Here is a 26,895-nt window from a genome sequence, read left to right as displayed (position 1 = left end):
ATCCTTTGCTCGAGGTGAGGGTATATGCCTCAAACGCGGAACGCACCGGATCTGGTCATAATCGTGGTCATTTTTCTGTTGCTCACTCTAGGCGTGGTGATGGTGTACAGTGCGAGTGCCGCTTACTCCCTCCATAAATTTGGGGACAGCTTTTTCTATGCAAAGCGGCAGATGCTGTTTGCCGCGTTAGGCGTCTTTTTGATGTTGGTTGTTTCCCGACTGGATCCACAATTGTTTCAACGTTGGGCCAAACCGGGATTGTTGATCTGTTTTATACTGTTGGTAGCGGTGTTGATTCCCGGAGTCGGAATGACGCGTAACGGTGCTCAGAGCTGGTTGGGCATCGGCGCTTTCAGTATACAGCCATCGGAATTTTCCAAGATGGGCATTATTCTATTTTTATCCTGGTATCTTACACAGAATGCACACCGTGTCTCCTCTTTTAGCAAGGGTCTTTTAACCCCTCTCGCCATTGCCGGTACAGTGTTTGCCTTGATCATGATGCAACCGGATTTAGGCACCGGTACGGTGATGATGGGAACGGCCGTCGTTATGATCTATGCGGCGGGGGCGCGCTTAAAGCATTTACTGGGTCTTTCACTGGTGGGCGTGCTCGGTTTTGTGGGGCTGGTGTTGGCGGCTCCATACCGCATTCAACGGATTACTGCTTTTTTAAATCCGTGGCAAGATCCTTTAGGTGCCGGCTATCAACTGATTCAATCGCTGTATGCGATCGGACCCGGGGGATTGATGGGGTTGGGCTTGGGCATGAGCCGACAAAAACATCTATATCTGCCGGAGCCACATACCGATTTTATCTTTTCTATCCTGGCGGAAGAGTTGGGTTTTATCGGAGCCGGGACGGCTATCATTTTGTTCGGTATACTGGCATGGAGGGGGCTGCGGGTAGCGATCACCGCACCGGATCTGTTTTCCAGCTTGGTGGCCGCCGGTGTCACTGGGATGATTGTCATTCAGGCGGTGATCAATATCGGAGTGGTGACGGGAGCATTTCCGGTAACGGGGATCACCCTTCCCTTTCTCAGTTATGGTGGTTCTTCTCTAACCTTAACCTTGGTGGCTGTAGGACTGTTGTTAAATCTGTCCCGCTTCAGCCGACAATAAAAATCGAAAAATATATGGAAACGGGTGGTACCATGAAAAAGATACTTCTTTCCGGCGGAGGGACGGGGGGGCACATTTACCCGGCCCTGGCAATCGTAGAGGCAGTCCGTCGCCGTTTTCCCGATATTGAAGTGGGCTATGTCGGTACCAAGAACGGATTGGAAGCGAAAATCGTGCCCAAGGCGGGCGAGATCCGGTTTTTTGATGTGGAGATCCAAGGGTTTAAACGAAAGATCAGTCTCGATAATTTGCATACGATGACCAAATTTATAAAAGCCGTTCGGGATTGCAAGGAGACAATCCGCTCATTCCAACCGGATGTGGTGGTGGGTACCGGCGGTTATGTAGCGGGGCCGACGTTGTATGCAGCAGCCAAATTGGAGGTTCCCACTTTCATTCTGGAACCGGATGTGTTGCCGGGGTTGACCACCCGCTTCCTCACGCGTTATGTCGATCGAGTAGCGGTCAGCCTGAGTGGGGCGGAAAAATATCTCCCCAAGGCGAAACAGTTGATCCATACCGGAAATCCTCGTGGTACGGAAGCGGTTTACGCCGATGCTGCAAAAGGACGAGCTTCTCTCGGTTTGGAAGGATCGGACAAGCCAATTGTGCTGATCGCCGGTGGGAGCCGTGGTGCTCAGCCGATCAATGAAGCGGTTGTAGCGATGCTTTCGCAGGTGCGAGCCGCACAGGAGCTTCAGTTTGTGTTTGTCACCGGGGAAGTGCATTATGATACAGTAGCTGCTAAAGTAAACGAAGAGCCGGTGGATAATCTGATCGTCAAACCGTTTATCTATAACATGCCGGAAGTATTGGCAGCTGCCTCCTTGATGGTGGGACGATCGGGGGCTTCTTTCCTGGCGGAATTGACCGCTTTGGGGATCCCGGCGATTCTCGTTCCTTCCCCTTATGTTACCAATAACCACCAAGAGGTAAATGCCCGCTGGTTGGAAGAGCAGGGAGCCGCTCGTATGATTTTGGAGCGGGAACTGACGGGAGAGAGCCTGTGGGCAGCGATTGAATCGATTATGAAAGACTCGGAATGCCACCGTAATATGAGTGAAGCGTCAAAGCAACAGGGGCGGCCCGATGCGGCGGAGGTGATTGTCGATGAACTGGTTCAGCTGTCAGCGCAAAAGGTGTGAGGTTGCCCTTGATCACCATATTGGATCCGCGTCACACAATCAGGGCATAGGCATAGGATATCGTATGCCGCGCCTGGATGCCATCCGTGTGCTGAGTGTTTGTGAAAGGAGGTCCCGCCCGTGAAAGCGATCACCCAAGAATTGATAGATGCTCAAATAGAAGATGTTCGACTCCATGAACCACTTTCGCGCCATACGACTTGGAAAGTGGGCGGACCCGCCGATATCCTGGTGATTCCCCGAGACAAAGATGAGCTAAAACGGACGATAGAGGTTTTGCACCGCCGAAATATTCCTTGGCGGGCGATCGGCCGCGGCTCCAATCTGTTGGTTCGGGATGGCGGCATTCGCGGTGTCGTCATCAAACTGGGGAACGGATTGGATTATTATCGGGTGGATGGAGATCGGGTGATTGCGGGTGGTGGACTCTCTTTCGTCAAATTGTCGGTCCTCATCGCTAAACGGGGTTTAACAGGTCTTGAGTTTGCCGGAGGAATTCCAGGAACTGTGGGTGGTGCTGTTTTTATGAATGCCGGTGCCCACGGATCGGAAATTTCTCGGGTATTGGAGTCGGCTGAGGTATTGCTGGAAGAGGGACGATGGATTCGCCTGACCAATCGGGAACTCAATTTTTCCTATCGGCATTCCATCTTGCAGTCTTCTGTACGCGGCATCGTCACGGAAGCGGTCTTTCAGTTAAAAGAGGGCAACCGCGAACAGGTAGCTGCATCCATGGCTCAGTTTAAGGATCGGCGCCGTCAAACACAGCCCCTTCAGCACCCTTGTGCGGGAAGTGTTTTTCGCAATCCCGGAGGTGATCATTCCGGTCGCCTTATCGAAGCCGCTGGTCTAAAAGGTTATCGGATCGGTGATGCTGAAGTCTCCACTCAACACGCGAACTTTATCATTAATCGCGGGCAAGCGACGGCAAACGATGTTCTCACCCTGATAGAGCACATCATCCGAACGATTGAGAAAGAATACGGCGTCACCCTGGTGCCGGAAGTTCAGGTGGTGGGCGAAGGGTAGACGGAGGTGGAACATTGGAGCAGTTTGTCATCAAGGGCGGAAAATCTCTGTACGGAACCGTTCGTGTCCAGGGTGCGAAAAACTCGGCCCTTCCCATCCTGGCGGCTACGCTGTTGGTGGAAGGGATCCATGAGATCCGGGATGTGCCGCACCTGTCGGACATCGCCGTAATGAATGAAATCCTGAAATCCCTCGGTGTCAAGATGCGATGGGATGGGAACACCGTCAAGCTGGAAACCTCCACGCTGAAATCTTCCCGGATTCCCGAAATCCTGATGCGTCAGATGCGTTCGTCCATTTTCTTGATGGGACCACTGTTATCCCGGCTAGGGGAGGTCTCCATTACGCGCCCGGGTGGCTGTGCTATCGGAGCGCGACCGATTGACCTTCATCTTCAGGGGTTGGAAGCGCTTGGAGCTATGGTGGAGGATGACGGTGAGTCGATCCGCTGCACGGCACCCCAGTTGAGGGGAGCGCGAATCCACTTAGCTCTTCCCAGTGTGGGAGCGACTGAAAACATCATGATGGCGGCGGTATGTGCGCAAGGGGAGACCGTGATTCAAAACGCTGCTCGTGAACCTGAAATCATGGATCTGCAACGCTTTCTCAATTTGATGGGAGCCGACGTGAATGGGGCGGGTTCGGATACCATCACGATCCGAGGTGTAGACAGGCTGCATTCCGTTTCCTACGAAGTGATACCGGATCGGATCGTAGCGGGTACGTTGGCCGTGGCAGCGGCTGTGACGGGTGGAGAGGTCCTGCTGACTCATGTTATGCCTGATCACATGACATCCACTATCAAGCTGTTGCGGCGGGCAGGCGTTCAACTGAAATTAGAGGGAGACGCTCTCTGGGTTCGCGGAAACGGACGGTTATCCGGGGTGGGGGAAGTCATGACGGAACCGTATCCCGGCTTTCCCACCGATATGCAGCCGCAAATGATGACACTTCTATCGATGACGAGCGGGAAGAGTATGATTCAGGAAGGAATTTTTGACGGTCGTTTTAAACATGTGCATGAATTGAGACGCATGGGTGCTCAGTTAACGGTCAAGGAGAATCGGGTTGAGATCGAAGGGGTGCCCCACCTCCAAGGGACGGTTGTGGAAGCGACGGATCTAAGAGCGGGTGCTGCCCTGGTGATCGCCGGTTTGGCGGCGGATGGAACGACTCATGTTCGTGGTCTTACCCATATCGACCGCGGCTATGAACGGTTAGAACAAATCCTGCTCCAACTGGGCGGTCAAATTCAGCGTCACCCGGGAAAACGAGCGTTTGCGTGAAAAAACAGCGACACATTGGTGCGCTGTTTTTTATTGACAGGGTGGACCCGAGAACCCTATGTTTGTGGTAACATAAAAAAAGGTTCATTTCATGGTGTTTCGACCGAAAGGAGTGTCGCCATGGAAGAGCGGATGCGTCCCTTACCTTCATCCACCCGTTCCCGTAAGCCTCCTTCAGTGACGGCGATTCTGTCCATTCTGCTCTTTTTTACAGGGGTATTGATTCTGCTGTTTTTAAAATCCCCCTTGGGAGAGATCCGGGATGTACAGATCAAGGGGAACCATATGGTAACGGAAGAAGAGCTCTTACAACTGGCCCGACTAAACGAGGGGAGCTCTTATTTTCATTGGGATGGTGAGGAGGCGGAAGAACGGATAGCCGCTCTGTCCGAGGTAAAGGAGGCGGCGATAACCAAGGTCTTTCCTGGAACAGTGGTGATCGAGGTGAAGGAATCGGAGCGGGTTGCGTTTTGGATGGATGGTTCCGACGCTTATCCAGTTTTGGCAAATGGAAAAGTGTTGACCAACCGTACTTGGTCCGATTCGCTGGACAAGCCCCTTTTGAAAGGATGGAAAAAAGGGGAGGAGATCGATCCCGCCCTTGCCCGCGGATTGGCCGATCTTCCAAAGCGAATCCAAATGGACCTGTCCGAGATTCGCCCAGGTGAAGACGCTACATATCCGGATCTGGTCCAAGTCTATACGCGCAACAATCATACCGTGCGCGTGCGCATCCAAGATTTTACCGAGAAAATCCCCTATTATTCCATGTTTCGCGATCGCCCACCGGGTACGTTAAATCTGTTGGAAAGCACATGGTTTGATCCGGAAAAAAAGTAAAAAAACACCGTTTTCTCACCATAGAAAAAGTTGAGTGGGAAAAAGGGGAAATCTCCCTTCATGTTGAATAGTTGTGATACAAGCGGAATCTCCCTTCGCTTCTCCCCTCTTTTAAAAAATGAAGATTTCCACCACCGTTGAACGATTCTCGGGCAAGGAGGTGCCCAGGATTTGAGCAGTGGAGAGTTCATTGTCAGCTTAGACATCGGAACATCCAAGGTACGAGTGATCGTCGCCGAGGTGACAAAAGAGAGTACGCAAATTGTCGGCGTCGGATCGGCGGTCGCCAAGGGGACGAAGAAAGGGGCCATCATTGACATCGACCAAGCCGTTCAATCGATCCGGGAAGCAATTGACCATGCGGAACGAATGGTTGGCATAGAAATTTCCAAAGTGTTTGTCGGTATTACCGGTAACCATGTTTCGCTCCAGCCCAGTCACGGAGTGGTGGCGGTTTCCAGCGAGAACCGGGAAATCGGAAGGCAGGATATCGAGCGGGTCATGCAGGCGGCCCGCGTGATTGCGTTGCCTCCGGAGCGGGCGATTATCGAAGTCGTGCCGAAACAATTCGTGGTGGATGGCCTCAGTGATGTACAAGATCCCCACGGGATGGTGGGTGTTCGTCTGGAAGTGGAAGCCATCATTGTAACGGGATCGAAAACGATTATTCACAATGTCCTCCGATGTGTGGAGAAGGCTTCATTATCTGTGGCAGGAATCCTGCTACTTCCCCTCGCAGCCAGCGAAATTTGTCTGTCGGCTGATGAAAAAAATATGGGAGTCGTCCTGGCGGACGTCGGGGGTGGGGCTACTTCCATTGCCGTTTTTGAGCAGGGTCAGTTGGCAGCGACGGCCGTGTTGCCCATCGGTGGTGAATACATTACCAACGATATTGCCATCGGCCTAAGAACCCATTCGGAAGCAGCGGAAAAGGTAAAGCGAAAATACGGCGTCGCCACGGTAAAAGAAGCTTCCGGAGACATTTCGTTTCCGGTACCCACCATCGGTAGCAATCGAGAAAATACGATCAACCAGGAAGAGTTGGCGATGATTATTGAGCCACGGATCGCGGAGATTTTTCAGCTGATCCGTGAACAGGTGGAGGAGATGGGGTATGATGGGGACCCTGCCGGCGGTTATGTTCTGACGGGAGGTGTATTGTCCACCCCACACATTTTGCGCGTCGCACAAAGCGAATTGGGGCAGGCGGTGCGGGTGGTCTCCCCTGAACATATCGGCGTGCAAGACCCTTCTTTCACCAGCGGCGTGGGTATGATCCACTATATTCAAAAACGGTGGATGCTTCGTCAGGGGGAATCGGAAGAAGGGCATCATCGATCCCCCAAAAAGAAACGGGGCCCCTCTACACTGGAACGCATGAAAAACTGGTTCAGTGAATTTATCTGAACCATCGATTGAAACTTTCGTTATTGGAGGGACGTTTGATGTTGGAGTTTGATATGGAAGTAGAACAAATAGCCCAAATTAAGGTCATCGGAGTGGGTGGCGGTGGTAGTAACGCCGTGAACCGCATGATTGAGGGTGGAGTACAAGGGGTAGAGTTTATCGCCGCCAATACGGACGCCCAGGCTCTCAACCGCTCCCACGCTCCGATCAAACTCCAGATCGGGGAAAAATTAACCCGAGGGCTCGGGGCTGGCGCCAATCCCTCCGTTGGGAAAAAAGCGGCTGAAGAGAGCTTGGATAACATCGAAAATGTGCTCAAGGGAGCGGACATGGTGTTTGTTACCGCCGGAATGGGCGGCGGGACAGGTACTGGTGCCGCTCCGGAGATTGCGGCGGTCGCTCGTGAGCAAGGAGCCCTTACCGTCGGTGTGGTGACCCGTCCCTTCACATTTGAAGGGCGGAAACGCTCGTTACAGGCGGATCAAGGAATCGCAGAGTTAAAAGAGAAGGTGGACACCTTAATTGTGATTCCCAATGATCGCCTGTTGGAGATCGTGGATAAAAACACCCCCATGTTGGAAGCGTTCCGGGAGGCGGATAATGTCTTGCGCCAAGGTGTTCAGGGTATTTCAGACTTAATCGCCGTGCCCGGCTTGATCAACCTGGATTTTGCTGACGTCAAAACGATTATGACGGAGCGCGGCTCCGCCCTGATGGGTATTGGCATGGCGACAGGGGAATCTCGTGCGACGGAAGCAGCCAAAAAAGCGATCTGCAGCCCACTCCTGGAAACCTCCATCGATGGCGCGCGCGGCGTCCTGATGAACATCACCGGCGGTACCAACCTCAGTCTATATGAGGTTAATGAAGCCGCAGACATTGTTGCTTCCGCTTCCGATCCGGAAGTGAACATGATTTTTGGTGCGGTGATCAATGAAGAACTAAAGGATGAAATCATGGTGACGGTCATCGCTACCGGCTTTGATGGCAAGGAACAGGAGCAGGCAAAGGGGAAACCTCAGTTTGCTTTTGAGGAAAAAAAGGAATCGACCCATCATAGCCAAGTAGTGGACATCGTTCGGCCCAACGTCAAAGAAGACGGCGGCTTGGAGATCCCTACTTTCCTGCGCCATCGCCGCAAGAAGTAACGGTGGTACCAAACCGTGATTGATTTCGTCAAAAAAGCTCAGCAGTCCGACATGGACTCTGAGCTTTTGTATGTATCAATATAAGCTTATTTGATTGGGCGGCGGGAATGTGATTGACAGATCGGCTTTTCCGGTTGATCGATGCATACAGAAAGGAGCAATCAACGTGAAAACCTCACCGGAACCGATGCGGCCGCGATTGGCGATGTGCTGTTACAAGATGAACGGGTACGAAAGATCACCTTTACCGGTTCTACGGAAGTAGGCAAGATCTTAATGAGAAAAGCGGCGGACACAGTGAAGCGGGTCAGCCTTGAACTGGGAGGGCATGCACCGTTTTTGGTGTTTGAGGATGCCGATTTAAAAGCGGCAGCTCGCGAGGTGATCGCCAGCAAATTTCGCAATGCTGGTCAAACCTTGTCTGTACCAACCGCGTCTATGTGCATTATCGTGTAAAAGAAGAATTTGCCGCGATTCTGGCTCGGATGGCGGCCGCTTTACAGGTGGGTGACGGGTTAACGGAAGGCGTGCAGATTGGACCTTTGATCGATGAACAAGCGATGAAAAAGGTGGAGCGACATGTGCAGGATGCGGTAGTAAAAGGCGCTCGCATCGCCACCGACGGTAAGCGGATCGCTGGAGAACGAACGGGGAACTTTTATGAACCGACGGTATTGGTCGATACCCATGCCGAAATGTTGGTGGAACATGAAGAAACCTTTGGCCCGGTCCTTCCAATCCACGCTTTTGCATCGGAAGAAGAAGCATTGAACAAAGCGAACGATTCACGCTACGGCTTAGCCGCCTATGTGTATACCCGCGATTTGGCTCGTGCTATCCGAGTCTCCGAAAAGCTGGAGTATGGTATCGTCGGTGTTAATGACGGAGTACCTTCTACCGTGCAGGCGCCTTTCGGCGGTGTAAAAGAGAGCGGCCTAGGCCGCGAAGGCGGCCGTCATGGGATCGAGGAGTATTTGGAGCTAAAGTATATCTCGGTAAAACTGGATTGAGGTAGAACCAACCTAGTGGTATTGATGATGTTGACTGCTGATGAAGGGAAGATGGAAATCGAGACCCGGGCCCACACTATCATTAATCTGAGAACCAACCGTTTGGGTTAGTTCTTTTTTTCATCGATTTTTGACAAAAAAAGTCCTGCACAAGCAGCAAGTTTAGACAGACATTGAAAATTGATTGAGATATACTGGGGACACCTTGACGGGAAAGGGACCTAAAAATGGTAGTATATGCCGATATGGTCTTTTTGCTCAACCTATGTATCGACGGGCTGATCCTGTGGTTGACCGCGGCCATCCGGCGCCAGCGAACGCCTTTTTGGCGGATCGCGGCGGCAGCGGTGATTGGGGCGATTTATGCGGTCTGGCACTTGTGGCAACCGTTGACGTTAGCCTATACATTTGGCGGGAAACTGCTTGTGTCCATTCTCATGGTCACAGTGGCGATGGGGTTCCGGGCTCCGTTGGCATTTTTGCGGAATCTGGGTACCTTTTACTTGATCTCCTTTGTCACCGGTGGAGGAATGTTCGCTCTCCACTACTTGTTGGGTGCCGGTTTGGAAACCGGTGGTGGTCTATTTATCAGTTACGCCTCCGGTTGGGGTTCGCCCGTTTCGTGGGTGTTTGTGTTGGCTGCATTTCCTTTCGTCTGGTTTTATACGCGGGTATCGTTTCGATCGTTGCAGGATCGTCAAGTGATGCACGAATACTTAACCACGGTAGCGATTACGGTTGCGGGAGTACGGTTGGAATTTGTCGGTCTGATCGATACAGGCAATCAACTTCGCGATCCCATCAGTCGCACTCCGGTGATGATGGTGGAAATCGGTCGACTGGCGAATGTGTTACCTCCTGAGGTGATTCAGATGGCCAAAAGCAAAGATTGGAATACGCTCGGAGAGGGGTTGCCACCAGCTTGGCTGACGCGGGTACGGTTGGTTCCCTACCGTGGAGCGGCTGGTGACGGCGGCATGCTGTTGGCCTTTAAACCGGATCGGGTGGATGTGCATCAAAAAGGGACATGGGTGGAGTCGGGGCAGGTGTTGATCGGATTGGATACTGGCAGGTTGTCCTCGGATGGTAGTTATCAAGCGATTCTTCATCCAGCGGCGATGCAGGTGGCGGGATGAGGATCAATCTGATAAGAGGAGGTAACGAGCCATGGTAGTCAAGTGGAAATTGGCACTGCAACTGCTCTGGTATCGGATTTTGATCCAGATCGGACTAAAAGGGGAAGAGATCTATTACATCGGCGGGAGTGAAGCGTTGCCTCCCCCACTAACGCGGGAGGAAGAAGCACACCTTTTGGATAAACTCCCCAACGGTGATACCGCTGTGCGGGCGATGTTGATTGAGCGGAATCTACGCTTGGTCGTCTATATTGCTCGAAAGTTTGAAAATACGGGCATAAACATCGAAGATCTCGTCTCCATCGGAACGATCGGGTTGATCAAGGCGGTCAACACCTTTGATCCTACAAAGAAGATAAAGTTGGCTACTTACGCCTCTCGCTGTATCGAGAATGAAATCTTGATGTTTTTGCGCCGCAACAACAAGATACGTTCCGAAGTTTCCTTTGATGAACCGCTCAACATGGACTGGGATGGCAATGAGTTGCTTTTGTCCGATGTGATGGGAACGGAGAACGATACAATCTACCGCAACATCGAGGATCAGGTGGATCGCAAAATCCTACGCACCGCTTTACTGAAATTATCGGAGCGAGAGCGGAAGATTATGGAGCTCCGCTTTGGTCTCAACGGCGGCGAAGAAAAGACACAAAAAGATGTGGCGGATCTGTTGGGAATCTCTCAATCCTATATCTCCCGCCTGGAAAAACGAATTATCAAACGACTTCGCAAAGAATTTAATAAAATGGTTTAAGTGACGGGCTGCCGGTTTCGGCAGCTTGTTGCTTTTTTGATTAAGATTATAATTTCACCTCCAAAGGAGATACTTGACAGTAACGTATCCGTAGGAGGGGAATCCATGGCGCGAAACAAAGTGGAAATATGCGGAGTGGACACATCAAAATTGCCGGTCCTCAAAAATGAGGAAATGCGCGCCCTATTCCGCTCCCTGCAGGAAGAAGGGGATCGCTCCGCCAGAGAGAAGCTGGTAAACGGAAACCTGCGTCTGGTGTTAAGTGTGATCCAACGCTTCAACAACCGCGGGGAAAATGTGGACGACCTGTTCCAAGTGGGTTGCATCGGCTTGATGAAAGCGATCGATAATTTCGATCTGAGCCAAAACGTGAAGTTCTCCACTTATGCAGTACCGATGATTATCGGCGAAATTCGCCGCTATCTTCGGGACAACAATCCGATTCGGGTATCCCGGTCCTTGCGCGACATCGCCTATAAAGCGTTGCAGGTGAGAGATACACTCACTTATCGCCACTCGCGCGAACCCACCATTAACGAAATTTCAGAGGCGTTAAGTGTATCAAAAGAGGAAGTGGTTTTCGCGCTGGATGCGATTCAAGATCCTGTTTCTCTGTTTGAACCGATATTTCAGGATGGAGGCGATCCCATTTACGTCATGGATCAACTGTCCGATGACAAAGATGTGAGCTGGGTGGAGGAGATCGCCCTCCGGGAAGCGATGGGCAAGCTGAACAACAGGGAAAAAATGATCTTATCCATGCGTTTCTTTGAAGGGAAAACGCAGATGGAGGTGGCGGACGAGATTGGAATTTCCCAAGCGCAAGTTTCCCGACTGGAGAAAGCAGCGATCCAGCAGATGAACAAGTTTATCGAATAGGAATTCCCCTGCCGCACCGTTGGGTGTGGCTTTTTTTCGTTTTGCTGCTTTGGACTGTCCTCTTTTTTTGACAAGCTGAAATGAATGGAGGAAGTTCTCCATATAAATGAAGCAATCATAAAAAATTGAGGTGGTCCTCATGATTAAAATCTCGGATTTACAAGCGAAAGATGTCGTCAATGTTGGCGACGGACGGAAATTGGGGCAAATTCATGATTTGGATATCGATTTGCGATCCGGGCGCATTCGGGCACTGATGGTGCCGGGGGAAACGCGCCTGTTCGGATTGTGGACCGGAGGAAAGGAGTGGGTGATTTCATGGAATCAAATCGTGAAGATCGGTTCTGATGTCATTTTGGTGAGACTGGACTCCGCCCGCCATTCATCAGAACAGGACAGCGAGCCGCAACCGTTGTTAATCCAACCGCCGAATGAAGGATCATAATGGACAAATCCCTTGTCTCCCCATGGGGCTGTGGTAAACTGATAAACGGGAGGGAAGACGATGGAACCCTTTCAGTTTCAAACCGATGCATCTGTCCCTTTTTTCACAGTGGCTCCCTGGGAACGGGAGTTTTCGCATGTGGTGGCAGGGATGAGCGCACGGGACAGCGAATCTTTAAAGATACCCAACAGTTGTAATTACGCCCTTCATGTGGGAGAAAATCCCCAGAACGCCATTGCTGATCGACAGCAATTGATGGAAACGTTGCAGTTGCCTTTTGCCGCTTGGACTTGTGCCGAGCAGGTGCATGGTGTCCACATCCAAGAGGTGAAGGCCGGGGACCGGGGCAGAGGACGGGAATCCCGCCAGTCAGCATTGGCGGAGACGGACGGGTTGATCACCCGAGAGCCGGACATCTTGCTCGCCTCCTTTTATGCGGATTGTGTGCCACTCCTGTTTTACAGCCCTGATATTGATGCCGTAGGTGTGGCCCATGCCGGCTGGCGAGGAACCGTCGGCAAAATTGGTCCATTGATGGTTTGTCAGCTGGTACGAATGGGAGCGGAGCGGGATCGAATTCGGGCAGCGATCGCCCCTTCTATCGGTGGTTGTTGCTATGAAGTGGATGAGCGGGTGGCTGCTCCGGTAAGGGAAGTTTTGCGGGATCAGGCGGATATGGTGTTAAAACCGGCAACCTTGGGTAAATGGATGTTAGATTTACGTGAGGTGAACCGACGCTTGTTGTTGGCGGAGGGATTGCAAAAAGAGAATGTGGCAGTAACCGGATGGTGTACCAGTTGTCACCCGGAGTATTTCCATTCCCACCGGCGCGATCGAAGGAGAACGGGACGGATGGTGGCTTTTATCGGGATAAGAAAGGGTGAGCGACTGGGATGATAACAATCCAGCAGCAGTGGGATCAAGTACAGCGACAGATCCGGGAAGCATGCCGTCGTTCGGACCGAGATCCCCAAGATGTCAACATCATCGCGGTAACCAAATATGTAGATCAGGAACGGACACGGGAAGCGTTGGATACCGGATTGGTCCATATTGGCGAGAGTCGGGCACAAGAGGCGGTCCCCAAGTGGGAAGCTTTGGGGGATCGCGGGGTCTGGCATTTTATCGGGCGTTTGCAGCGGAATAAGGTAAGACAGGTGGCGGGTCGCTTTCAATACCTGCATTCCCTGGATCGGTTTTCTCTCGCTGAGGAAGTGAACAAACGAGCTGGAGAAGCGGAAACGCCCATGCATTGTTTTATCCAGGTGAATGTTTCCGGCGAGGCCAATAAACAGGGAGTCGTACCGCAAGAGTTGCCAGAGTTTGCCCGGGAAATTGTGCAACTCCCATTTATCCGAGTGGTGGGGCTGATGACGATGGCCCCACTGACGGAGAAGCCCGAAGAGACACGACCGGTGTTCCGGGAATTAAAATCGTTGCAGGCACGACTGCGGAGTTTGGATGATCTGCGTTTGGACATGCCCCACCTATCGATGGGGATGTCCCGTGACTATTCCATCGCCGTTGAAGAGGGAGCCACTTTTCTCCGTTTGGGTTCCGTGTTGGTGGGGCGGCAAGATTAAACGAATCGGTGCATCCAATGGAGTGAACTGCTGCACATGATGGTGATGATAAGGAGGTGGTTGGTTTGCGATTAATGGATCGCATGATGGGTTTCTTCGGAATCAATGAAGAGGAAGAGCAGTACCGGGATTATACACAGGAACCTGCCGAACCTTCTTCCGCAGGGGGGCGGCGGAAAGTAGTCTCGCTGCATACCCAGAAAAACATTCGTGTCGTACTCGCTGAGCCCCGCTCTTATGATGAGGCTCAGGATATTGCCGATAACTTGAAAAACCACCGTCCGATCATCGTCAACCTGCAGCGGGTCCCCAAAGAGCATGCGGTTCGGATAGTCGATTTTCTCAGCGGTACAGTCTACGCTCTTAATGGGACCATCCAAAAATTAGGATCTCACATTTTTATGTGTACCCCCGCCAATGTCGATATTCAAGGATCGATCAGCGATTTGTTAGCAGATGATGCGAATGATATTTTGAGGTGAAGCAATGCAAAGCATAGTGTTGGATGTCACAGTGATGCTGGTCAATATATACCGCTTTATGATTTTTGGATATATCCTCCTCTCTTGGTTCCCAAACGGGAGGGATTCTCCGATCGCCACGGTACTGGGCCGATTGGTTGAACCGTATCTGTCAATCTTTCGCAGCTTTATTCCGCCATTGGGGATGATTGATATTTCTCCGATTGTTGCGCTGATCGCCCTTCACTTTATTCAAAGTGGGCTCATATTTGTGATTACCCTGTTGTTCGGGATGTTCTGAAGTGGCCAAGGAAGAATGGTTTCACCATTTCCGACCGGAAGAAAAGGTGTTGGCGGAGCGGGTGCTGGATTGGAGTATATTGGCGGAAGAGCGGTACCAGTCTGTGCTCACCCCTTTCCTTAATCCGCGGGAACAACGGGTAGCACAGATGTTGATCAATCGTCACTCCGATTTAGCGATAACGACAGATGGCGGATATGAGGGAGCGGAGCGTCAGCGGATGCGAATCAATCCGCCCTATGTGGAAGATGCGGATCACGGCTTAATCTACCTGGATTTAGAGCCAGCAGAGCGTGATCGTGACCTACGCCATCCTGACGTGTTGGGGTCTCTTCTGGGTTTAGGTTTAAAACGGGACAAGCTGGGGGATATTCTTCCCTTACAGGGTAGATGCCAAGTGATTGTGGCTGTGGAGCTGGGCGACTTTATCGTTTCCCAATTGCAACGGATCGGTCGTCATTCCGTTACGGTCAACAGGATCGACCGTGGGGAGCTAACGATTCCCACCATCTCTACCGAAACGGCATCGGTATCGGTGGCTTCCTTACGCCTGGATGCGGTGTTGGCGGAAGGTTTCCGCCTTTCCCGTTCCCGGGCGTCAGCCATCATTAAAAATGGACAGGCACAAATCAACTGGAAATCGACAGAAAACCCCGCTGAAACCGTGGCAGAGGGAGATATGATTTCCCTGCGAGGATTCGGAAGAATTCAGGTGTGGGAAAAATTGGGTGTTTCCAAAAAAGGGCGTTTCTTGTTAAATTTGATTCGATACTTGTAGGAAGAGAACATCGTTTCGTTTTGCTTCGCCACTTTATGCTTTCCGCTCTTGAGCGGTTTGAAACAGCAGTAGCCATGTGGAAGGAATTTTGCTACCATTGTAGAATAAAGATGGCGAAGCCAATCCTTTGAGGAGGTGTCAATCTTGCCGCTTAGTCCTTTGGATATACACAACAAAGAATTTAAACGCTCGTTTCGCGGCTATGATGTAGATGAAGTGAACGACTTCCTCGATCAGATTATCAAGGATTTTGAATTCCTGATTCGAGAGAAACAACAACTGGAACAACAGGTTGAGGAGTTGCAGCAAGAACTGGAGCAAGCGCTGGAAGAGCAGGAGATGGCGCCGGTGCATCATGAACCGCCCCAACCGCAACAACCGCAACCACAACATACCGCCCCACAACCGCCGGCTGTTCAGCAACGTTACCAAGCTCCAGAACCTCCGGCCCCGGTTCAGAATGCCCCCGCTCCCCTCTCATCCGCTACACTCTCTTCGATGGAGCAGAGCATTCACAAATCGATTCGTGTGGCGCAGGAAGTTGCGGAAGAGGTGCGCTTAAACGCTAAGAAAGAAGCGGAATTGATCGTTCAGGAAGCGGAGAAAAATGCGGATCGGATTATTAATGAAGCGCTGCAAAAAGCGCGTGCCATTCACAGTGAGCTGTTGGATCTGAAGCAAAAAGCGACAGTGTACCGTGCCCGTTTCCGCACATTGGTTCAGTCCCATCTGGATATCTTGGACAACTCCGATTGGGAATCCCTCGAAGAACTGGAAGAAGGGCTGGAAGAAGTGGGGGAACAGCTGGAGCAATACAGTGAGCAAGATTCGCAACAACTGGCAATGGAAGGCCGTTCTCACCAACAGGATTACAGTCATACGGACAGTTATAACACGCACGCGTCTATGGATGATAGTGAGGCTTCTTATATGGAAGAAGAGGACGAGCCTCGCCGGGAATTGCGTCGTACTTCCCGTAAAATGAAGCGGAAAGCGATGTTCTAATCCTCTTGCACGTATGTGACAGTTTGTCAATGGCTAGACTGAAAGGCAAACCAAAAGGCAGTAGGTCTGGTCTAGTTATAGTGACAAAGCGCTATTTTACCGTGGGGTTTACGGTTCGCTTAGGAACTCACTGGACTACTGGAGATCACCCAAGCGACCGAAGGAAGTCCCTGTGGGAAATCCCCTGCGTATGCAGGGAGAGTGGTAAAAGCAAACATGTGTAGGCAAGGATCGGGAGAGTAGACAGAGTAGCATTGGTTCAGCGAACCGGGGAAGGTGGGAGCCCGGTCCAAGCACCTGTCGAAGATCACCCGGGAGCTGTTTTCCTGAAACGTGAAAGGAGTAGGGAGAACCGCGTCATTCCCGTTACGAATGAAAAGTGGGCTCTTTACGCATTCAGCGTAGAGGCTTATCAGGGTGGTACCGCGGGTAACTTCTCGTCCCTTTGGGATAGAGGAGTTTTTTTATGATGGAAGGAGTAGGGGATATGGATTATAAAAAAACACTCAACCTGCCGCAGACCGACTTTCCCATGCGGGGGAACCTCCCCAACCGGGAACCGGAGATGCAAAAATGGTGGGAAGAGGTACAAATCTATGAACAGGTATTGGAACGACGACAAGGACAACCAAAATTTATCCTCCACGATGGCCCTCCGTACGCCAACGGCGATATCCATATTGGTCACGCGTTGAATAAAATCTTAAAAGATTTTATCGTCCGTTTTCGCTCGCTGCAAGGATATGATGCTCCCTATATTCCAGGATGGGATACACACGGTCTGCCAATTGAGCATGCCGTTACCACCAAAAAGAAAGTAGATCGCAAAAAAATGGACCCTGTTGAATTCCGTCGGCATTGTGAGGATTACGCTTGGTCCTTTATCGATAAACAACGGGAACAGTTTAAGCGCTTGGGTGTACGGGGTGATTGGGAGAACCCATATGTAACATTGAAACCGAAATATGAAGCGGAGCAAGTGCGCGTCTTTGGTGAGATGGTGAAGAAGGGACACATCTATCGCGGGTATCGATCCATCTATTGGTCCCCGTCGTCAGAGTCAGCACTTGCCGATGCTGAAATCGAGTATATGGATAAACGATCCCCTTCCATCTATGTCAAATTCCCGGTAAAGGATGGAAACGGAATCCTGCCGCAAGATGCTTTTGTCGTTATCTGGACGACGACTCCTTGGACGATTCCGGCGAACTTGGCCATTGCAATCCATGCCGATTTTACCTACACCTTGGTCAAAACCGGTGGGCAGCAGTGGTTGATGGCGGAGGAATTGGTCGATTCCGTGATGAAATTGGCAGGAATCGAGGAGTATCAAAAAGGAGAGACCTTTAAAGGCTCGCAACTATCCGATGTGATCTGTCGCCATCCTTTCTATGACCGAGAAAGTCCCCTTGTTCTGGGAGACCACGTCACCTTGGATGCCGGTACTGGTTGTGTACACACGGCACCGGGCCATGGAGCGGAAGACTTTGAACTGGGCAAGAAATATAACTTAGGGGTTTTATGCCCGGTTGACGAAAAAGGAAAAATGACGGCTGAGGCTCCTGGCTTTGAAGGACTTTTCTATGAAGAGGCCAATAAAGCGATTACCGCTAAATTGGATGAAACCGGTTATCTGTTGAAGCTAACCTTTCTCACTCACCAATACCCCCATGACTGGCGCACAAAAAAGCCGGTTATTTACCGGGCGACAGAGCAATGGTTTGCCTCAATTGACGGCTTTCGCCAACAATTGCTAGAGGCGATCCGCGAGGTGAAGTGGATTCCTGCCTGGGGAGAAGTGCGTCTACACAATATGGTTGCGGATCGAGGAGATTGGTGTATTTCCCGGCAACGGGTGTGGGGAGTGCCGTTGCCCATCTTCTATTGTGAAAAATGTAGCCATCCTCATATCACCGATGAATCGATTGACCATATTGCCGCTATTTTTGCCGCGGAGGGCTCCTCCGCTTGGTTTGCCAAAGATGTGGAGCAACTTCTCCATCCGGGAGCGACCTGTGCCGAATGCGGCAACCAGACCTTCCGCAAAGAGACAGATATCATGGATGTCTGGTTTGATTCCGGCAGCAGCCATGCCGCTGTACTGCAACAACGCGAAGAAACGGCATGGCCGGCGGATATCTACCTGGAAGGTTCCGATCAGTACCGGGGCTGGTTCAATTCTTCTCTATCTACTGCTGTCGCTACTACAGGAAAGCCACCATACAAAGGTGTGCTGTCCCATGGGTTTACCTTGGACGGGGAAGGGCGCAAAATGTCCAAATCAATCGGCAATGTCATTGACCCGCTTAAGGTGATGAAAACCTATGGCGCCGATATTTTACGGTTGTGGGTGGCATCGGTGGATTATCAGGCGGATGTGCGGGTATCCGATGATATTTTGAAACAGATCGCCGAGGTATACCGTAAAATCCGCAACACCTTCCGCTTTCTGCTGGGTAATCTCAGCGATTTTGATCCAGTAGTGGATCGGGTACCATTGGAGCAATTGGATGAGATCGACCGCTATGCCTTAATTCGATTGCAGCGGTTGGTGGAACAGGTTACCCCTGCCTATGAAAACTACGAATTCCACACTGTTTATGCGGCGGTTCATCATTTTTGCACGGTATTCCTAAGCCAGTTCTATCTGGATGTGTTGAAGGATCGGCTGTATGTTTCAGCAGAGGCAGACCCCAAACGCCGTTCTTCACAAACGGTGATGCTGGAGATTTTGCATGCGTTGGTACGGATGCTAAACCCGATTATCCCTCACACCACTGAAGAAGTGTGGAAATATGTCCCGGGGGCAGACGATATCAGTGTGCAGCTGACGGATTTCCCTGAGGTGAAAGTAGAGTATCTGGATCAGGAGCTGGAGCAGAAGTGGGATCAGTTGTTACAACTGCGGGACGTGGTGCTTAAAGGCCTGGAGGAAGCCCGTGCACAAAAAGTTATCGGTAACTCATTGGGTGCCGCAGTTGAGTTGGTACCATCCGAAGAGCAGCACCAGTTGCTGAAGGACGTTTCCAACCTGGAAGAACTGTTTATCGTCTCCGCTGTCCGGCTGTTGCCGCCACAAGGTGACGGCGATCAACTTCAGGTAAACGTAAAACCGGCAGAAGGCGACAAATGCCAGCGTTGCTGGATGATCACCCCCACCGTCGGACAAAATGAAAGCCACCCCGATCTATGTGAACGCTGTGTTTCGATTGTACAGGAGCATGGAGATGGTGATCGTGCATAAAGGAATCCCCTTAAAGTGCAGTAGTGTGTCCATCTAAGGGTGTACGGCATTTGCAAAAAACCTCCATTCCGGTATGTAGGAATGGAGGTTTTTTAGGTGACTAATAAGCTTATAAGCAGAAACGTGTTGCATTCTGGTAAACTGAGATGCTCAATAATGCCAGCGATCCTGCGGACTCACGACTTTTCAATTGTGCTTGTGACGGCATAAGTCCGAACCGATGAGTCGATTATCACCTCAAAGAACGTTTTGACTACGACAGGTGGAAGGCTGTTCGTGTCCAGCTTGATTGGAATACTTCCGCTGAACCAGTATCAACCGTGCCCATAAACCGATGGCACCCACACCCAGTCCACTGATTAAACCCATCCAATAGCCAAAGGGTCCAAAGGCGGTATAGTTGGCTAAGAGGATACCAACCGGGATTCCAAACACCCAAAACGAGATCAAGGTTAAAAAGAGGGTCCAATTGACATCTTTATACCCTCGCAGCACTCCTTGAATCGGAGTGACCAGGGCATCGGACAACTGAAAGAAGATCGCATACAGCAAAAATTGTTGTGTCATGGTTCGCACCGCTTGTTCGGTTGAATACAATGCTGCCGCTTCCGCTCGAAACACCCACAGCAATACAGCAGACAAGAGGGAGAAGGCGACAGCGGTACCGATTCCCATAATGCTGTACTGTTTGGCGTCTTGCAGTCGGTTGGCACCGACCTCAAAGCCGACCAAAATGGTAAGTGCGGTGCCGATGCCCATGGGGACCATATACATCCACGAAGCGAAGTTGATGGCCGCTTGGTGTGCCGCGATTGTGATGGTATCAAAGGCGCTCATAAACAGGGTGACAACAGCAAAAATACTGGTTTCAAAAAAGATGGCACAACCGACCGGCACCCCGATTGTCAACATTTCTTTCCAGTGCGCAAGGGAAATACGAGGTCGCTGCTGAAAAATGGCGAAAGCGGAGAAGGGCTGCCAACGGATGACGATGAACAATGCGATCGCCGCGATAAACCAATAGGTGAGAGCGGTGGCTACACCTGCCCCGATTCCTCCCAACCGCGGCATTCCCCATTGGCCAAATATGAACACATAGTTGAACAGGGCGTTAAAAGGAAGTGCCACCAGGATGATAAACATGGAGATGCGGGTTTGTCCCAATGCATCGATAAAATAGCGTAAGACGTTATAGAGAAACAAGGGAACGATCCCAAAGGCCAGGGCGATCAGATAGCCTTTGGCGACGCGGTAAACTTCTTCTTCCAATTGCATTAGGCTTAGCACTGGGTCGGCCACAAGCACCCCGACACCTAGAATGACCAAAGCGATGATGACAGCGAGATAAATTCCCTGGAATACAGTAGAAGGGATCTCTTTCTGGCGGTTCGCACCCACCAGTTGGGAGACGATTGGTGTAATACTCATCAATATGCCGGCGATTCCGGTGTAAAAAGGAAGCCAGAGGCTGGTGGCGATGGCGACGCCGGCCAAATCGGACGCTCCTGCGTTTCCCGCCATAATCGTATCGATGAATTTCATCGCAAATAATCCGACTTGGGTGATTAACATTGGGGTGAGTACAGTTAAAAATTGTTTCCATTTCCCTTTGATTGTGGTGGTTGCTTGCATGATGTCCGACCCTTTCGTTTGACGAAAAATTCTTCATCAGTAGGATTCTATCACCAGTTTAAGGTATTGGCATCCTTTTTTTAGATGCCATTTTTTATACGACATTTTAGTGTTTGGGGCCGGCGGAGCATACGCTCAAGCCCCTTACGTATTCGGTGGAAGAGCGAAGGGCGGAAATGACGGGGTTCACGCAGGTAAGCCTCCAGGGTACGCTTTCGCTCTTTTTGGTATTGCTCCAGAAAATAGGGGTGCTGATTCATTGAAAAAACCTCCTAGAACTAAAAGTAGAAATACGCAGGGGTTGACAGATCCTCCAGAGAGGATGGATCACCGTTTAAGGGTGTAAAAAACACCGCAGGCCGAATACCGGTCTGCGGTGTTGGTTTGCTCATCCGTAAAAGGCAGCAAAAAACCGCAGGCCGGATACGACCTGCGGTGCTGTTACCACATCAAGGTGGATTAAGAGAGCGTTGCTCCCCTGCACGAAGGTCGCCGATCGGGACAGCTGAAAATGGACAGACCACTCCCGCCAAATCCGTTTGCCAATGTCATTGGGGCATTGCCTTTGATAAAAGCGCCAACAGACATACCAATCCCCTGTTGAGTGAAATCCAATTGCATTAACATAACGACGACCTCCTTTCACAGAAATGTCATGAATTTCAAAGGCAGTTTTAATTCTACTCTGCTTTGATGTCGGTGTCAATGAGTTTTCGCTGTGTTATATGTAATAATTGGAAAATGGATTTAGGTACTACTCTGTACAACATCTTAAGAACAGATTCGGGATGAAATGAACGAGAAAACAAAACAAGCGCTTAAGCGGGCGCTGAATGAGCTTTACTTTGACAGACTTGATTTTCAGGAGGAGGTAAGTCTACTTCAATAACATTTTTAGGATTGGGACAGCCTATGGTTATTCGATTTTCCGTTACTGGAGGAGGTTGGTGTAAGCGGTGACGATACACTGATTAAATCCAGTGGGGAGTGAGTAAGACAGAGGGGGAATAAAGGATGTTGACACAAGAGCAACAGGCAAAATTAAAACAACACCTGCTGGAAGAAAAGAAGCGCCTCGAAAAAAAGCTGACAGATAACCACCACTTTGGTTTGGAAACCGGGATGAACGATTCCATCGGGGAATTGTCCGGTTATGATAATCATCCCGCCGATGTGGGAACAGAGTTGTATGAACGTGGAAAAGATATCGCGTTAAATGAAGAGAGTGAAGTTCAATTGGAAGAAGTGGAGATGGCGCTGTTGCGCATGGAGGAAGGTCATTATGGGATTTGTGCTGTCTGTGGAATGGAGATTCCCTATGAACGACTAGAAGCGGTACCGGAGACAGCCTACTGTATCGAGCATCAGCGAGAACGCGATATCTCCAACCGGCGTCCGGCGGAGGAGGATGTGACACGTCCACCGTTTGGACGCGATTTCTTAGAGGGGAAAGAGCATAAGCGCGTATCTTGGGATGGAGAAGATGCATGGCAGGATGTAGAACGATACGGAACATCCAACCCTCCCGATTTTCAGCGTGACGGCGAGAATTACAATGAATTGGGAGTAGAACCCGATGAACGGCGGGGCTATGTCGATGATGTGGAAGCGGTGGCACTGGCGGATTTGGATGGACGGCCGACGGAGCAAACCGCTGCGATTAACCGCGGGGAAGCATCCCGACGCTTAGAGGAGGATGAAGAGGAGAAACGGGCGCCGGAGCGGGATTGAAGTTGTTAACGATACCCTCCTATGCTACAATAAAATTCTGGAAGAGGAAGGTTGTTCGATTGTCTGCGACGGAGGGGAGGACAACATTGCGCTATTTTTTTATCACCGCCGTTGTGCTGTTATTGGATCAGATTAGCAAGTGGTTCATCCTGCACCGGATGAGTTTATATGAGTCGATTCCTTTGTGGGATGGCGTTTTTTATATCACCTCCCACCGCAACAGAGGTGCGGCTTTTGGGATTCTGCAGGATCAGCAGTGGTTGTTTATTACGGTGACGTCAATCGTTATCGTCGGGATTATTGTTTATTTGATCCGGTTGAAGGGGCGGGAGCCGTTGATGGGATGGTCCCTGGCACTGATTTTATCCGGGGCGATCGGCAATTTGATCGATCGAGTGCGAATGGGTGAAGTGGTGGACTTTCTCGATTTTCGCCTCATTAACTATCCGATCTTCAATGTGGCTGACTCCGCCATTGTAATCGGTGTGGGGATTATGATCTGGATCACGTTACGAAATCCTCAAGCGGAAACGGAAGAGCAGGATGCGGTCGTAGGCGAAGCGGGGGAGCGCTCTTGAGTACGGTGCAAAATGATCGTTTTGTTGTTACTTCCGATACCGCCGGCCAACGACTCGATAAGTTTGTAGCTGACCGAAAATCCGACTGGTCCCGTACAGCCGTCCAATCCTGGATCCGCCAACAGAGAATCCGGGTGGACGGCTCTGTTGTAAAAGGGAATCACCGCCTGCAAGCAGGGGAGACGGTGGAGGTGGATGTACCTCCACCGGTGGAGATGACGGTGGATGCGGAAGCGATCCCGTTGGATATTGTGTATGAGGATGCCGATGTTGTGGTGGTAAACAAACCGCGTGGGATGGTGGTCCACCCAGCTCCGGGCAACCCCTCCGGCACATTGGTTAATGCGTTGTTGGCTCACTGTGATGATTTATCGGGGATTGGCGGAGTATATCGTCCGGGAATCGTCCATCGCATCGATAAGGATACCTCTGGTTTGATCATGGTCGCCAAAAACGATATGGCGCACCAATCTTTGACCGCCCAGTTGAAGGATCATCAGGTGGAACGGCGCTATATCGCTCTGGTGCATGGAAATGTTTCTCACGATCAGGGGCAGATTGAGGCTCCGATCGGGCGCGATCCCCGCTTGCGTCAACGGATGGCAGTAGAGCATAAAAACGGTAAATCTGCGATCACTCATTTTAAAGTGCTGGAGCGGTTTCCCAGGGCGACCCAGATCGCCTGTCGCCTGGAAACCGGGCGTACCCACCAAATCCGGGTGCATATGAAATATATTGGTCATCCGTTAGTGGGCGATCCTTTATACAGCAACCAATCGCATCGCTTCTCCATTCAAGGTCAAGCCTTGCATGCGGAAACGCTTGGTTTTATCCATCCTCGTTCCGGGGAGAAAATTCGGTTGACAGCGCCATTGCCGCAGGATATGCAGAAGTTGACTGCACAATTGCGTCATTCATAAATACGGTTGACAAAAGCGCGGTTCTGGTCCATAATGATTGCAACTGAATCAGACCTTTTAAACCAGTCCAGAGAGGCTGGCAAGGGTACGTGCCGTTGGCATCAATGAGGAAGACGTGTGCGCTTCTTGCCTTTCTGTGGGCAGGAGGCGTTTTTTCATGAGAGGGGGAAAACAGCATGCAAAAAACGATTTTGGATGAAGCGGCCATTCGACGAGCTTTAACCCGGATCGCCCATGAAATTATCGAACGGAATAAGGGAGTAGAAGATACGGTTTTGATCGGGATTCGCACCCGCGGCATCTTTTTGGCGGAACGCTTGGCCGAGCGCATTCGCCGTATCGAAGGACAGGATGTGCCGGTGGGGGAATTGGATATCACCTTATACCGCGACGATCTGACGGAAAAAGCGGAGGAGCCTGAGGTAAAAACGACACAGCTGCCGGTGGATATCCACGGTCAGACGGTGATCCTTGTCGATGATGTGCTCTATACCGGCCGCACGGTCCGGGCGGCTATGGATGCAATCATCGATCAGGGACGTCCACACATGATTCAGTTGGCAGTGTTGGTGGACAGAGGCCATCGCGAACTGCCGATACGGGCGGATTATGTGGGGAAAAATGTTCCCACTTCTAAGAGCGAGATCATTCAGGTGAAGGTGGAGGAGCATGACTCCGCCGACCATGTATGGATAAAAAGCGAGTAATAGGAACCCTTTAAAGACGGTCCCGTGAGACCGGCAAGGGAACGCCAAGCAAGCGCATGCCTTCATAGGGGTGCGCCCAGGCCTCTCTGCCGGTAAAGGTGGAGAGGTTTTTTTATGGGAAGAGGAGGCGTGATGATGGCAAAAAACCAGATTGTCTTAGATGTTCATGAAAAACCACAAGCGATGAAATGGATCGCTCTCAGTATTCAACATTTGTTTGCGATGTTTGGTGCGACCATCCTGGTGCCGCTGTTGACCGGATTGCAGCCGGCGATGGCGCTGTTGGCTAGCGGGATCGGCACACTGGCTTATCTAATCATTACCAGGGGGAAAGTGCCTGCATACCTCGGTTCCTCTTTTGCTTTTATCGTACCGATTATTACGGTTTCCCAAATCGAAGGTGTGGGCGCTGCACTCTTTGGCTGTTTATTGGCTGGGGTGCTGTATGGAGTTGTTGCTCTGGTCATTGTGCGCTTTGGCTCGGATTGGCTTCATTATCTGTTGCCACCGGTTGTCATCGGCTCCGTCGTGATTGTGATCGGGTTGGCTCTGGCGGCGACTGCCATCGATATGGCCAGCACGCAACAGGTGACACAACCGTTGCCGGATACGGTAGAAGAGTTTCAAGCCCTTCCGGGAACAGTGGAACAGGTGAATGAAGCCGCCGGTACGGTAACAGTCAAAACATACTCGCTTAAACACTTTAGTATCGCCTTGGCCACACTGGCCTTTGCCGTTATCGCCAGCCTGTTTTTCCGCGGCTTTCTCAACCTGATACCGATTCTTGTCGGCATTGTCGGCGGGTATGGGGTAGCAGTAATGGCAGGATTGGTCGATTTTACGCCGGTTCAGGAAGCGGCATGGTTGGCGTTACCCACCTTTACGACACCGACGGTATCATGGACGGCAGCGCTGGTGATTGTGCCGGTCGCCTTGGTTTCTTTGACGGAGCATATCGGCCATCTCATGGTGACAAGCAACATCATGAACCGGGATCTGGCCAAAGATCCAGGCCTACACCGCTCCATCTTAGGTGACGGTGTTGCCACTTCGCTGGCAGCCATGATCGGTGCTCCCCCCAATACCACCTATGGTGAAAATATCGGCGTGATGGCGATGACCCGCATCTTTAGCGTCTATGTTATCGGCGGGGCAGCGGTGGTGGCGATCCTCTTCTCCTTTGTCGGCAAGTTATCCGCACTGATTTCAACAATTCCGCCGGCGGTGATCGGCGGGGTTTCGATTCTATTGTTTGGAGTGATCGCATCGGCGGGTTTACGCATGATGGTGGAACACCAAATTGACTTTGGTGATAAGCGCAATTTGGTGATTGCAGCGGTAGTATTGGTGATTGGGGTAGGCGGTGCTGCCCTCAAGTTTAATGGCATCCATTTGGAGCTGGAAGGAATGGCACTGGCCACCGTGATTGGAATTGTGCTCAACCTGATTTTGCCCGCCAACCGGGATGCTGAGCAGGAAGTGATGGAACAGGTTGCTTAATAAATGATAAATGAAGATCAAACCCAGTCTGTTGAGCATTTGAATAATGGAAGGGATTTTTGAAAGCGAAGTGCCTTTGCTGTGCTGCTTAGCGGTAGCCGCCGAGGGTGGGAAAAAGCGGGCAAGTTGTTTGAGCGACAGCGAGTTTTGCAGCTCTCGCTGGTGGCTGGAGCGGACAGCTCCCCCTTCTTTGCAAACAGCAAGAGCACGCAGATTCAATAATCCCTCCGCCTATATCCGAAACATGGCTA

The 26,895-nt window shown here is 51.1% G+C and carries 25 protein-coding genes, 2 pseudogenes and 1 other annotated feature; of the genes and pseudogenes, 25 read left to right on the top strand and 2 right to left on the bottom strand.

The annotated features are described in order from the left end of the window. The first annotated feature begins 24 nt into the window (after positions 1-24). The 20 genes and pseudogenes from spoVE (at position 25) to ileS (ending at position 19,576) form a co-directional block, all read left to right on the top strand. Positions 25-1,125 (top strand): stage V sporulation protein E, encoded by a 1,101-nt coding sequence (gene spoVE, locus C8J48_RS08900; RefSeq protein ID WP_107726026.1) that lies wholly within the window; start codon positions 25-27, stop codon positions 1,123-1,125. A gap of 32 nt (positions 1,126-1,157) precedes the next feature. Then, positions 1,158-2,270 carry an undecaprenyldiphospho-muramoylpentapeptide beta-N-acetylglucosaminyltransferase gene (gene murG / locus C8J48_RS08895; RefSeq protein WP_107726023.1) on the top strand — a complete coding sequence of 371 codons (1,113 nt, stop codon included), beginning with the start codon at positions 1,158-1,160 and terminating at the stop codon, positions 2,268-2,270. Positions 2,271-2,390: 120 nt separating this feature from the next. Then, complete coding sequence (gene murB / locus C8J48_RS08890) at positions 2,391-3,299, top strand: UDP-N-acetylmuramate dehydrogenase (RefSeq protein ID WP_107726021.1); 909 nt, start codon at positions 2,391-2,393, stop codon at positions 3,297-3,299. Positions 3,300-3,313: 14 nt separating this feature from the next. Beyond that, positions 3,314-4,585, top strand: a complete 1,272-nt coding sequence (gene murA / locus C8J48_RS08885) for a UDP-N-acetylglucosamine 1-carboxyvinyltransferase (protein WP_107726019.1) — start codon at positions 3,314-3,316, stop codon at positions 4,583-4,585. A 120-nt stretch (positions 4,586-4,705) separates the two neighbouring features. After that, the gene (locus tag C8J48_RS08880; RefSeq protein WP_107726016.1) at positions 4,706-5,425 is read left to right on the top strand and encodes a cell division protein FtsQ/DivIB; all 720 of its coding nucleotides are present in this window, start codon (positions 4,706-4,708) and stop codon (positions 5,423-5,425) included. Positions 5,426-5,596: 171 nt separating this feature from the next. Further along, positions 5,597-6,832, top strand: coding sequence for a cell division protein FtsA (gene ftsA, locus C8J48_RS08875; protein ID WP_107726014.1), 1,236 nt, complete (start codon positions 5,597-5,599; stop codon positions 6,830-6,832). A 38-nt stretch (positions 6,833-6,870) separates the two neighbouring features. Further along, positions 6,871-7,980 (top strand): cell division protein FtsZ, encoded by a 1,110-nt coding sequence (gene ftsZ, locus C8J48_RS08870; protein ID WP_107726012.1) that lies wholly within the window; start codon positions 6,871-6,873, stop codon positions 7,978-7,980. A gap of 171 nt (positions 7,981-8,151) precedes the next feature. Next, positions 8,152-8,990 (top strand): annotated as a pseudogene (locus C8J48_RS08865) (aldehyde dehydrogenase family protein); the annotation flags it as partial. A gap of 227 nt (positions 8,991-9,217) precedes the next feature. Continuing rightward, positions 9,218-10,126 (top strand): sigma-E processing peptidase SpoIIGA, encoded by a 909-nt coding sequence (gene spoIIGA, locus C8J48_RS08860; RefSeq protein WP_107726010.1) that lies wholly within the window; start codon positions 9,218-9,220, stop codon positions 10,124-10,126. Between the two features lie 31 nt (positions 10,127-10,157). Then, on the top strand, positions 10,158-10,880 hold the full coding sequence (gene sigE, locus C8J48_RS08855) for an RNA polymerase sporulation sigma factor SigE (protein ID WP_107726008.1): 723 nt from the start codon (positions 10,158-10,160) through the stop codon (positions 10,878-10,880). A 105-nt stretch (positions 10,881-10,985) separates the two neighbouring features. Beyond that, on the top strand, positions 10,986-11,759 hold the full coding sequence (sigG, locus tag C8J48_RS08850) for an RNA polymerase sporulation sigma factor SigG (protein ID WP_107726006.1): 774 nt from the start codon (positions 10,986-10,988) through the stop codon (positions 11,757-11,759). Between the two features lie 139 nt (positions 11,760-11,898). Continuing rightward, entirely contained in the window at positions 11,899-12,204 is a 306-nt protein-coding gene (locus C8J48_RS08845; protein ID WP_107726003.1) for a YlmC/YmxH family sporulation protein, read from the top strand. A 60-nt stretch (positions 12,205-12,264) separates the two neighbouring features. Beyond that, the gene (pgeF, locus tag C8J48_RS08840; protein ID WP_107726001.1) at positions 12,265-13,101 is read left to right on the top strand and encodes a peptidoglycan editing factor PgeF; all 837 of its coding nucleotides are present in this window, start codon (positions 12,265-12,267) and stop codon (positions 13,099-13,101) included. Continuing rightward, positions 13,098-13,787, top strand: coding sequence for a YggS family pyridoxal phosphate-dependent enzyme (locus C8J48_RS08835; RefSeq protein ID WP_342748235.1), 690 nt, complete (start codon positions 13,098-13,100; stop codon positions 13,785-13,787). Before pgeF ends, C8J48_RS08835 begins: the two co-directional genes overlap by 4 nt. A 74-nt stretch (positions 13,788-13,861) precedes the next feature. Then, the gene (locus tag C8J48_RS08830; protein WP_342748250.1) at positions 13,862-14,269 is read left to right on the top strand and encodes a cell division protein SepF; all 408 of its coding nucleotides are present in this window, start codon (positions 13,862-13,864) and stop codon (positions 14,267-14,269) included. A gap of 4 nt (positions 14,270-14,273) precedes the next feature. Next, positions 14,274-14,549 (top strand): YggT family protein, encoded by a 276-nt coding sequence (locus C8J48_RS08825; RefSeq protein WP_107725996.1) that lies wholly within the window; start codon positions 14,274-14,276, stop codon positions 14,547-14,549. Position 14,550: 1 nt separating this feature from the next. Next, positions 14,551-15,327 (top strand): YlmH family RNA-binding protein, encoded by a 777-nt coding sequence (locus C8J48_RS08820; RefSeq protein ID WP_107725994.1) that lies wholly within the window; start codon positions 14,551-14,553, stop codon positions 15,325-15,327. Positions 15,328-15,471: 144 nt separating this feature from the next. Next, positions 15,472-15,642, top strand: a pseudogene (locus tag C8J48_RS08815) (DivIVA domain-containing protein); the annotation flags it as partial. A 24-nt stretch (positions 15,643-15,666) separates the two neighbouring features. Beyond that, on the top strand, positions 15,667-16,332 hold the full coding sequence (locus tag C8J48_RS08810) for a DivIVA domain-containing protein (protein WP_107727666.1): 666 nt from the start codon (positions 15,667-15,669) through the stop codon (positions 16,330-16,332). Positions 16,333-16,550: 218 nt separating this feature from the next. Continuing rightward, positions 16,551-16,780: a binding site (T-box leader), on the top strand. Between the two features lie 39 nt (positions 16,781-16,819). After that, entirely contained in the window at positions 16,820-19,576 is a 2,757-nt protein-coding gene (gene ileS, locus C8J48_RS08800; RefSeq protein WP_107727665.1) for an isoleucine--tRNA ligase, read from the top strand. Positions 19,577-19,813: 237 nt separating this feature from the next. Here ileS and C8J48_RS08795 read toward each other — a convergent pair whose 3' ends face one another. Continuing rightward, on the bottom strand, positions 19,814-21,208 hold the full coding sequence (locus C8J48_RS08795) for an MATE family efflux transporter (RefSeq protein ID WP_107725990.1): 1,395 nt from the start codon (positions 21,206-21,208) through the stop codon (positions 19,814-19,816). Between the two features lie 459 nt (positions 21,209-21,667). After that, positions 21,668-21,835, bottom strand: a complete 168-nt coding sequence (locus tag C8J48_RS18730) for a hypothetical protein (RefSeq protein WP_170105313.1) — start codon at positions 21,833-21,835, stop codon at positions 21,668-21,670. A 387-nt stretch (positions 21,836-22,222) separates the two neighbouring features. Here C8J48_RS18730 and C8J48_RS08785 point away from each other — a divergent pair, with 387 nt between their 5' ends. The 5 genes from C8J48_RS08785 to uraA all read left to right on the top strand — a co-directional run bounded on the left by C8J48_RS08785 (position 22,223) and on the right by uraA (position 26,644). Then, positions 22,223-22,939, top strand: a complete 717-nt coding sequence (locus C8J48_RS08785) for a TraR/DksA C4-type zinc finger protein (protein ID WP_107725985.1) — start codon at positions 22,223-22,225, stop codon at positions 22,937-22,939. A gap of 86 nt (positions 22,940-23,025) precedes the next feature. Then, complete coding sequence (lspA, locus tag C8J48_RS08780) at positions 23,026-23,517, top strand: signal peptidase II (RefSeq protein ID WP_107725983.1); 492 nt, start codon at positions 23,026-23,028, stop codon at positions 23,515-23,517. Positions 23,518-23,522: 5 nt separating this feature from the next. Further along, positions 23,523-24,437 carry an RluA family pseudouridine synthase gene (locus C8J48_RS08775; protein WP_107727664.1) on the top strand — a complete coding sequence of 305 codons (915 nt, stop codon included), beginning with the start codon at positions 23,523-23,525 and terminating at the stop codon, positions 24,435-24,437. A 176-nt stretch (positions 24,438-24,613) separates the two neighbouring features. Then, positions 24,614-25,144, top strand: coding sequence for a bifunctional pyr operon transcriptional regulator/uracil phosphoribosyltransferase PyrR (gene pyrR / locus C8J48_RS08770; RefSeq protein WP_107725981.1), 531 nt, complete (start codon positions 24,614-24,616; stop codon positions 25,142-25,144). Positions 25,145-25,279: 135 nt separating this feature from the next. Further along, a complete protein-coding gene (gene uraA / locus C8J48_RS08765; protein ID WP_107725979.1) occupies positions 25,280-26,644 on the top strand; it encodes a uracil permease in 1,365 nt (454 codons plus the stop codon). The last annotated feature ends 251 nt before the right edge of the window (positions 26,645-26,895 follow it).

The organism is Desmospora activa DSM 45169 (genome assembly GCF_003046315.1).
Classification (GTDB): Bacteria; Bacillota; Bacilli; order Thermoactinomycetales; family DSM-45169; genus Desmospora; species Desmospora activa.
The sequence above is the reverse complement of the archived record's forward strand: the minus strand, read 5'-3'. Positions and strand labels throughout refer to the sequence as shown.

What these genes read in the sequence shown, in the direction of transcription:
- spoVE (WP_107726026.1), top strand. Translation starts at nt 25, where the DNA reads ATGCCTCAAACGCGGAACGCACCGGATCTGGTCATAATCGTGGTCATT.
- murG (WP_107726023.1), top strand. Translation starts at nt 1,158, where the DNA reads ATGAAAAAGATACTTCTTTCCGGCGGAGGGACGGGGGGGCACATTTAC.
- C8J48_RS08880 (WP_107726016.1), top strand. Translation starts at nt 4,706, where the DNA reads ATGGAAGAGCGGATGCGTCCCTTACCTTCATCCACCCGTTCCCGTAAG.
- ftsZ (WP_107726012.1), top strand. Translation starts at nt 6,871, where the DNA reads ATGTTGGAGTTTGATATGGAAGTAGAACAAATAGCCCAAATTAAGGTC.
- spoIIGA (WP_107726010.1), top strand. Translation starts at nt 9,218, where the DNA reads ATGGTAGTATATGCCGATATGGTCTTTTTGCTCAACCTATGTATCGAC.
- sigE (WP_107726008.1), top strand. Translation starts at nt 10,158, where the DNA reads ATGGTAGTCAAGTGGAAATTGGCACTGCAACTGCTCTGGTATCGGATT.
- sigG (WP_107726006.1), top strand. Translation starts at nt 10,986, where the DNA reads ATGGCGCGAAACAAAGTGGAAATATGCGGAGTGGACACATCAAAATTG.
- C8J48_RS08845 (WP_107726003.1), top strand. Translation starts at nt 11,899, where the DNA reads ATGATTAAAATCTCGGATTTACAAGCGAAAGATGTCGTCAATGTTGGC.
- pgeF (WP_107726001.1), top strand. Translation starts at nt 12,265, where the DNA reads ATGGAACCCTTTCAGTTTCAAACCGATGCATCTGTCCCTTTTTTCACA.
- C8J48_RS08835 (WP_342748235.1), top strand. Translation starts at nt 13,098, where the DNA reads ATGATAACAATCCAGCAGCAGTGGGATCAAGTACAGCGACAGATCCGG.
- C8J48_RS08830 (WP_342748250.1), top strand. Translation starts at nt 13,862, where the DNA reads ATGGATCGCATGATGGGTTTCTTCGGAATCAATGAAGAGGAAGAGCAG.
- C8J48_RS08825 (WP_107725996.1), top strand. Translation starts at nt 14,274, where the DNA reads ATGCAAAGCATAGTGTTGGATGTCACAGTGATGCTGGTCAATATATAC.
- C8J48_RS08810 (WP_107727666.1), top strand. Translation starts at nt 15,667, where the DNA reads ATGGCGCCGGTGCATCATGAACCGCCCCAACCGCAACAACCGCAACCA.
- ileS (WP_107727665.1), top strand. Translation starts at nt 16,820, where the DNA reads ATGGATTATAAAAAAACACTCAACCTGCCGCAGACCGACTTTCCCATG.
- C8J48_RS08795 (WP_107725990.1), bottom strand. Translation starts at nt 21,208, where the DNA reads ATGCAAGCAACCACCACAATCAAAGGGAAATGGAAACAATTTTTAACT.
- C8J48_RS18730 (WP_170105313.1), bottom strand. Translation starts at nt 21,835, where the DNA reads ATGTTAATGCAATTGGATTTCACTCAACAGGGGATTGGTATGTCTGTT.
- C8J48_RS08785 (WP_107725985.1), top strand. Translation starts at nt 22,223, where the DNA reads ATGTTGACACAAGAGCAACAGGCAAAATTAAAACAACACCTGCTGGAA.
- pyrR (WP_107725981.1), top strand. Translation starts at nt 24,614, where the DNA reads ATGCAAAAAACGATTTTGGATGAAGCGGCCATTCGACGAGCTTTAACC.
- uraA (WP_107725979.1), top strand. Translation starts at nt 25,280, where the DNA reads ATGGCAAAAAACCAGATTGTCTTAGATGTTCATGAAAAACCACAAGCG.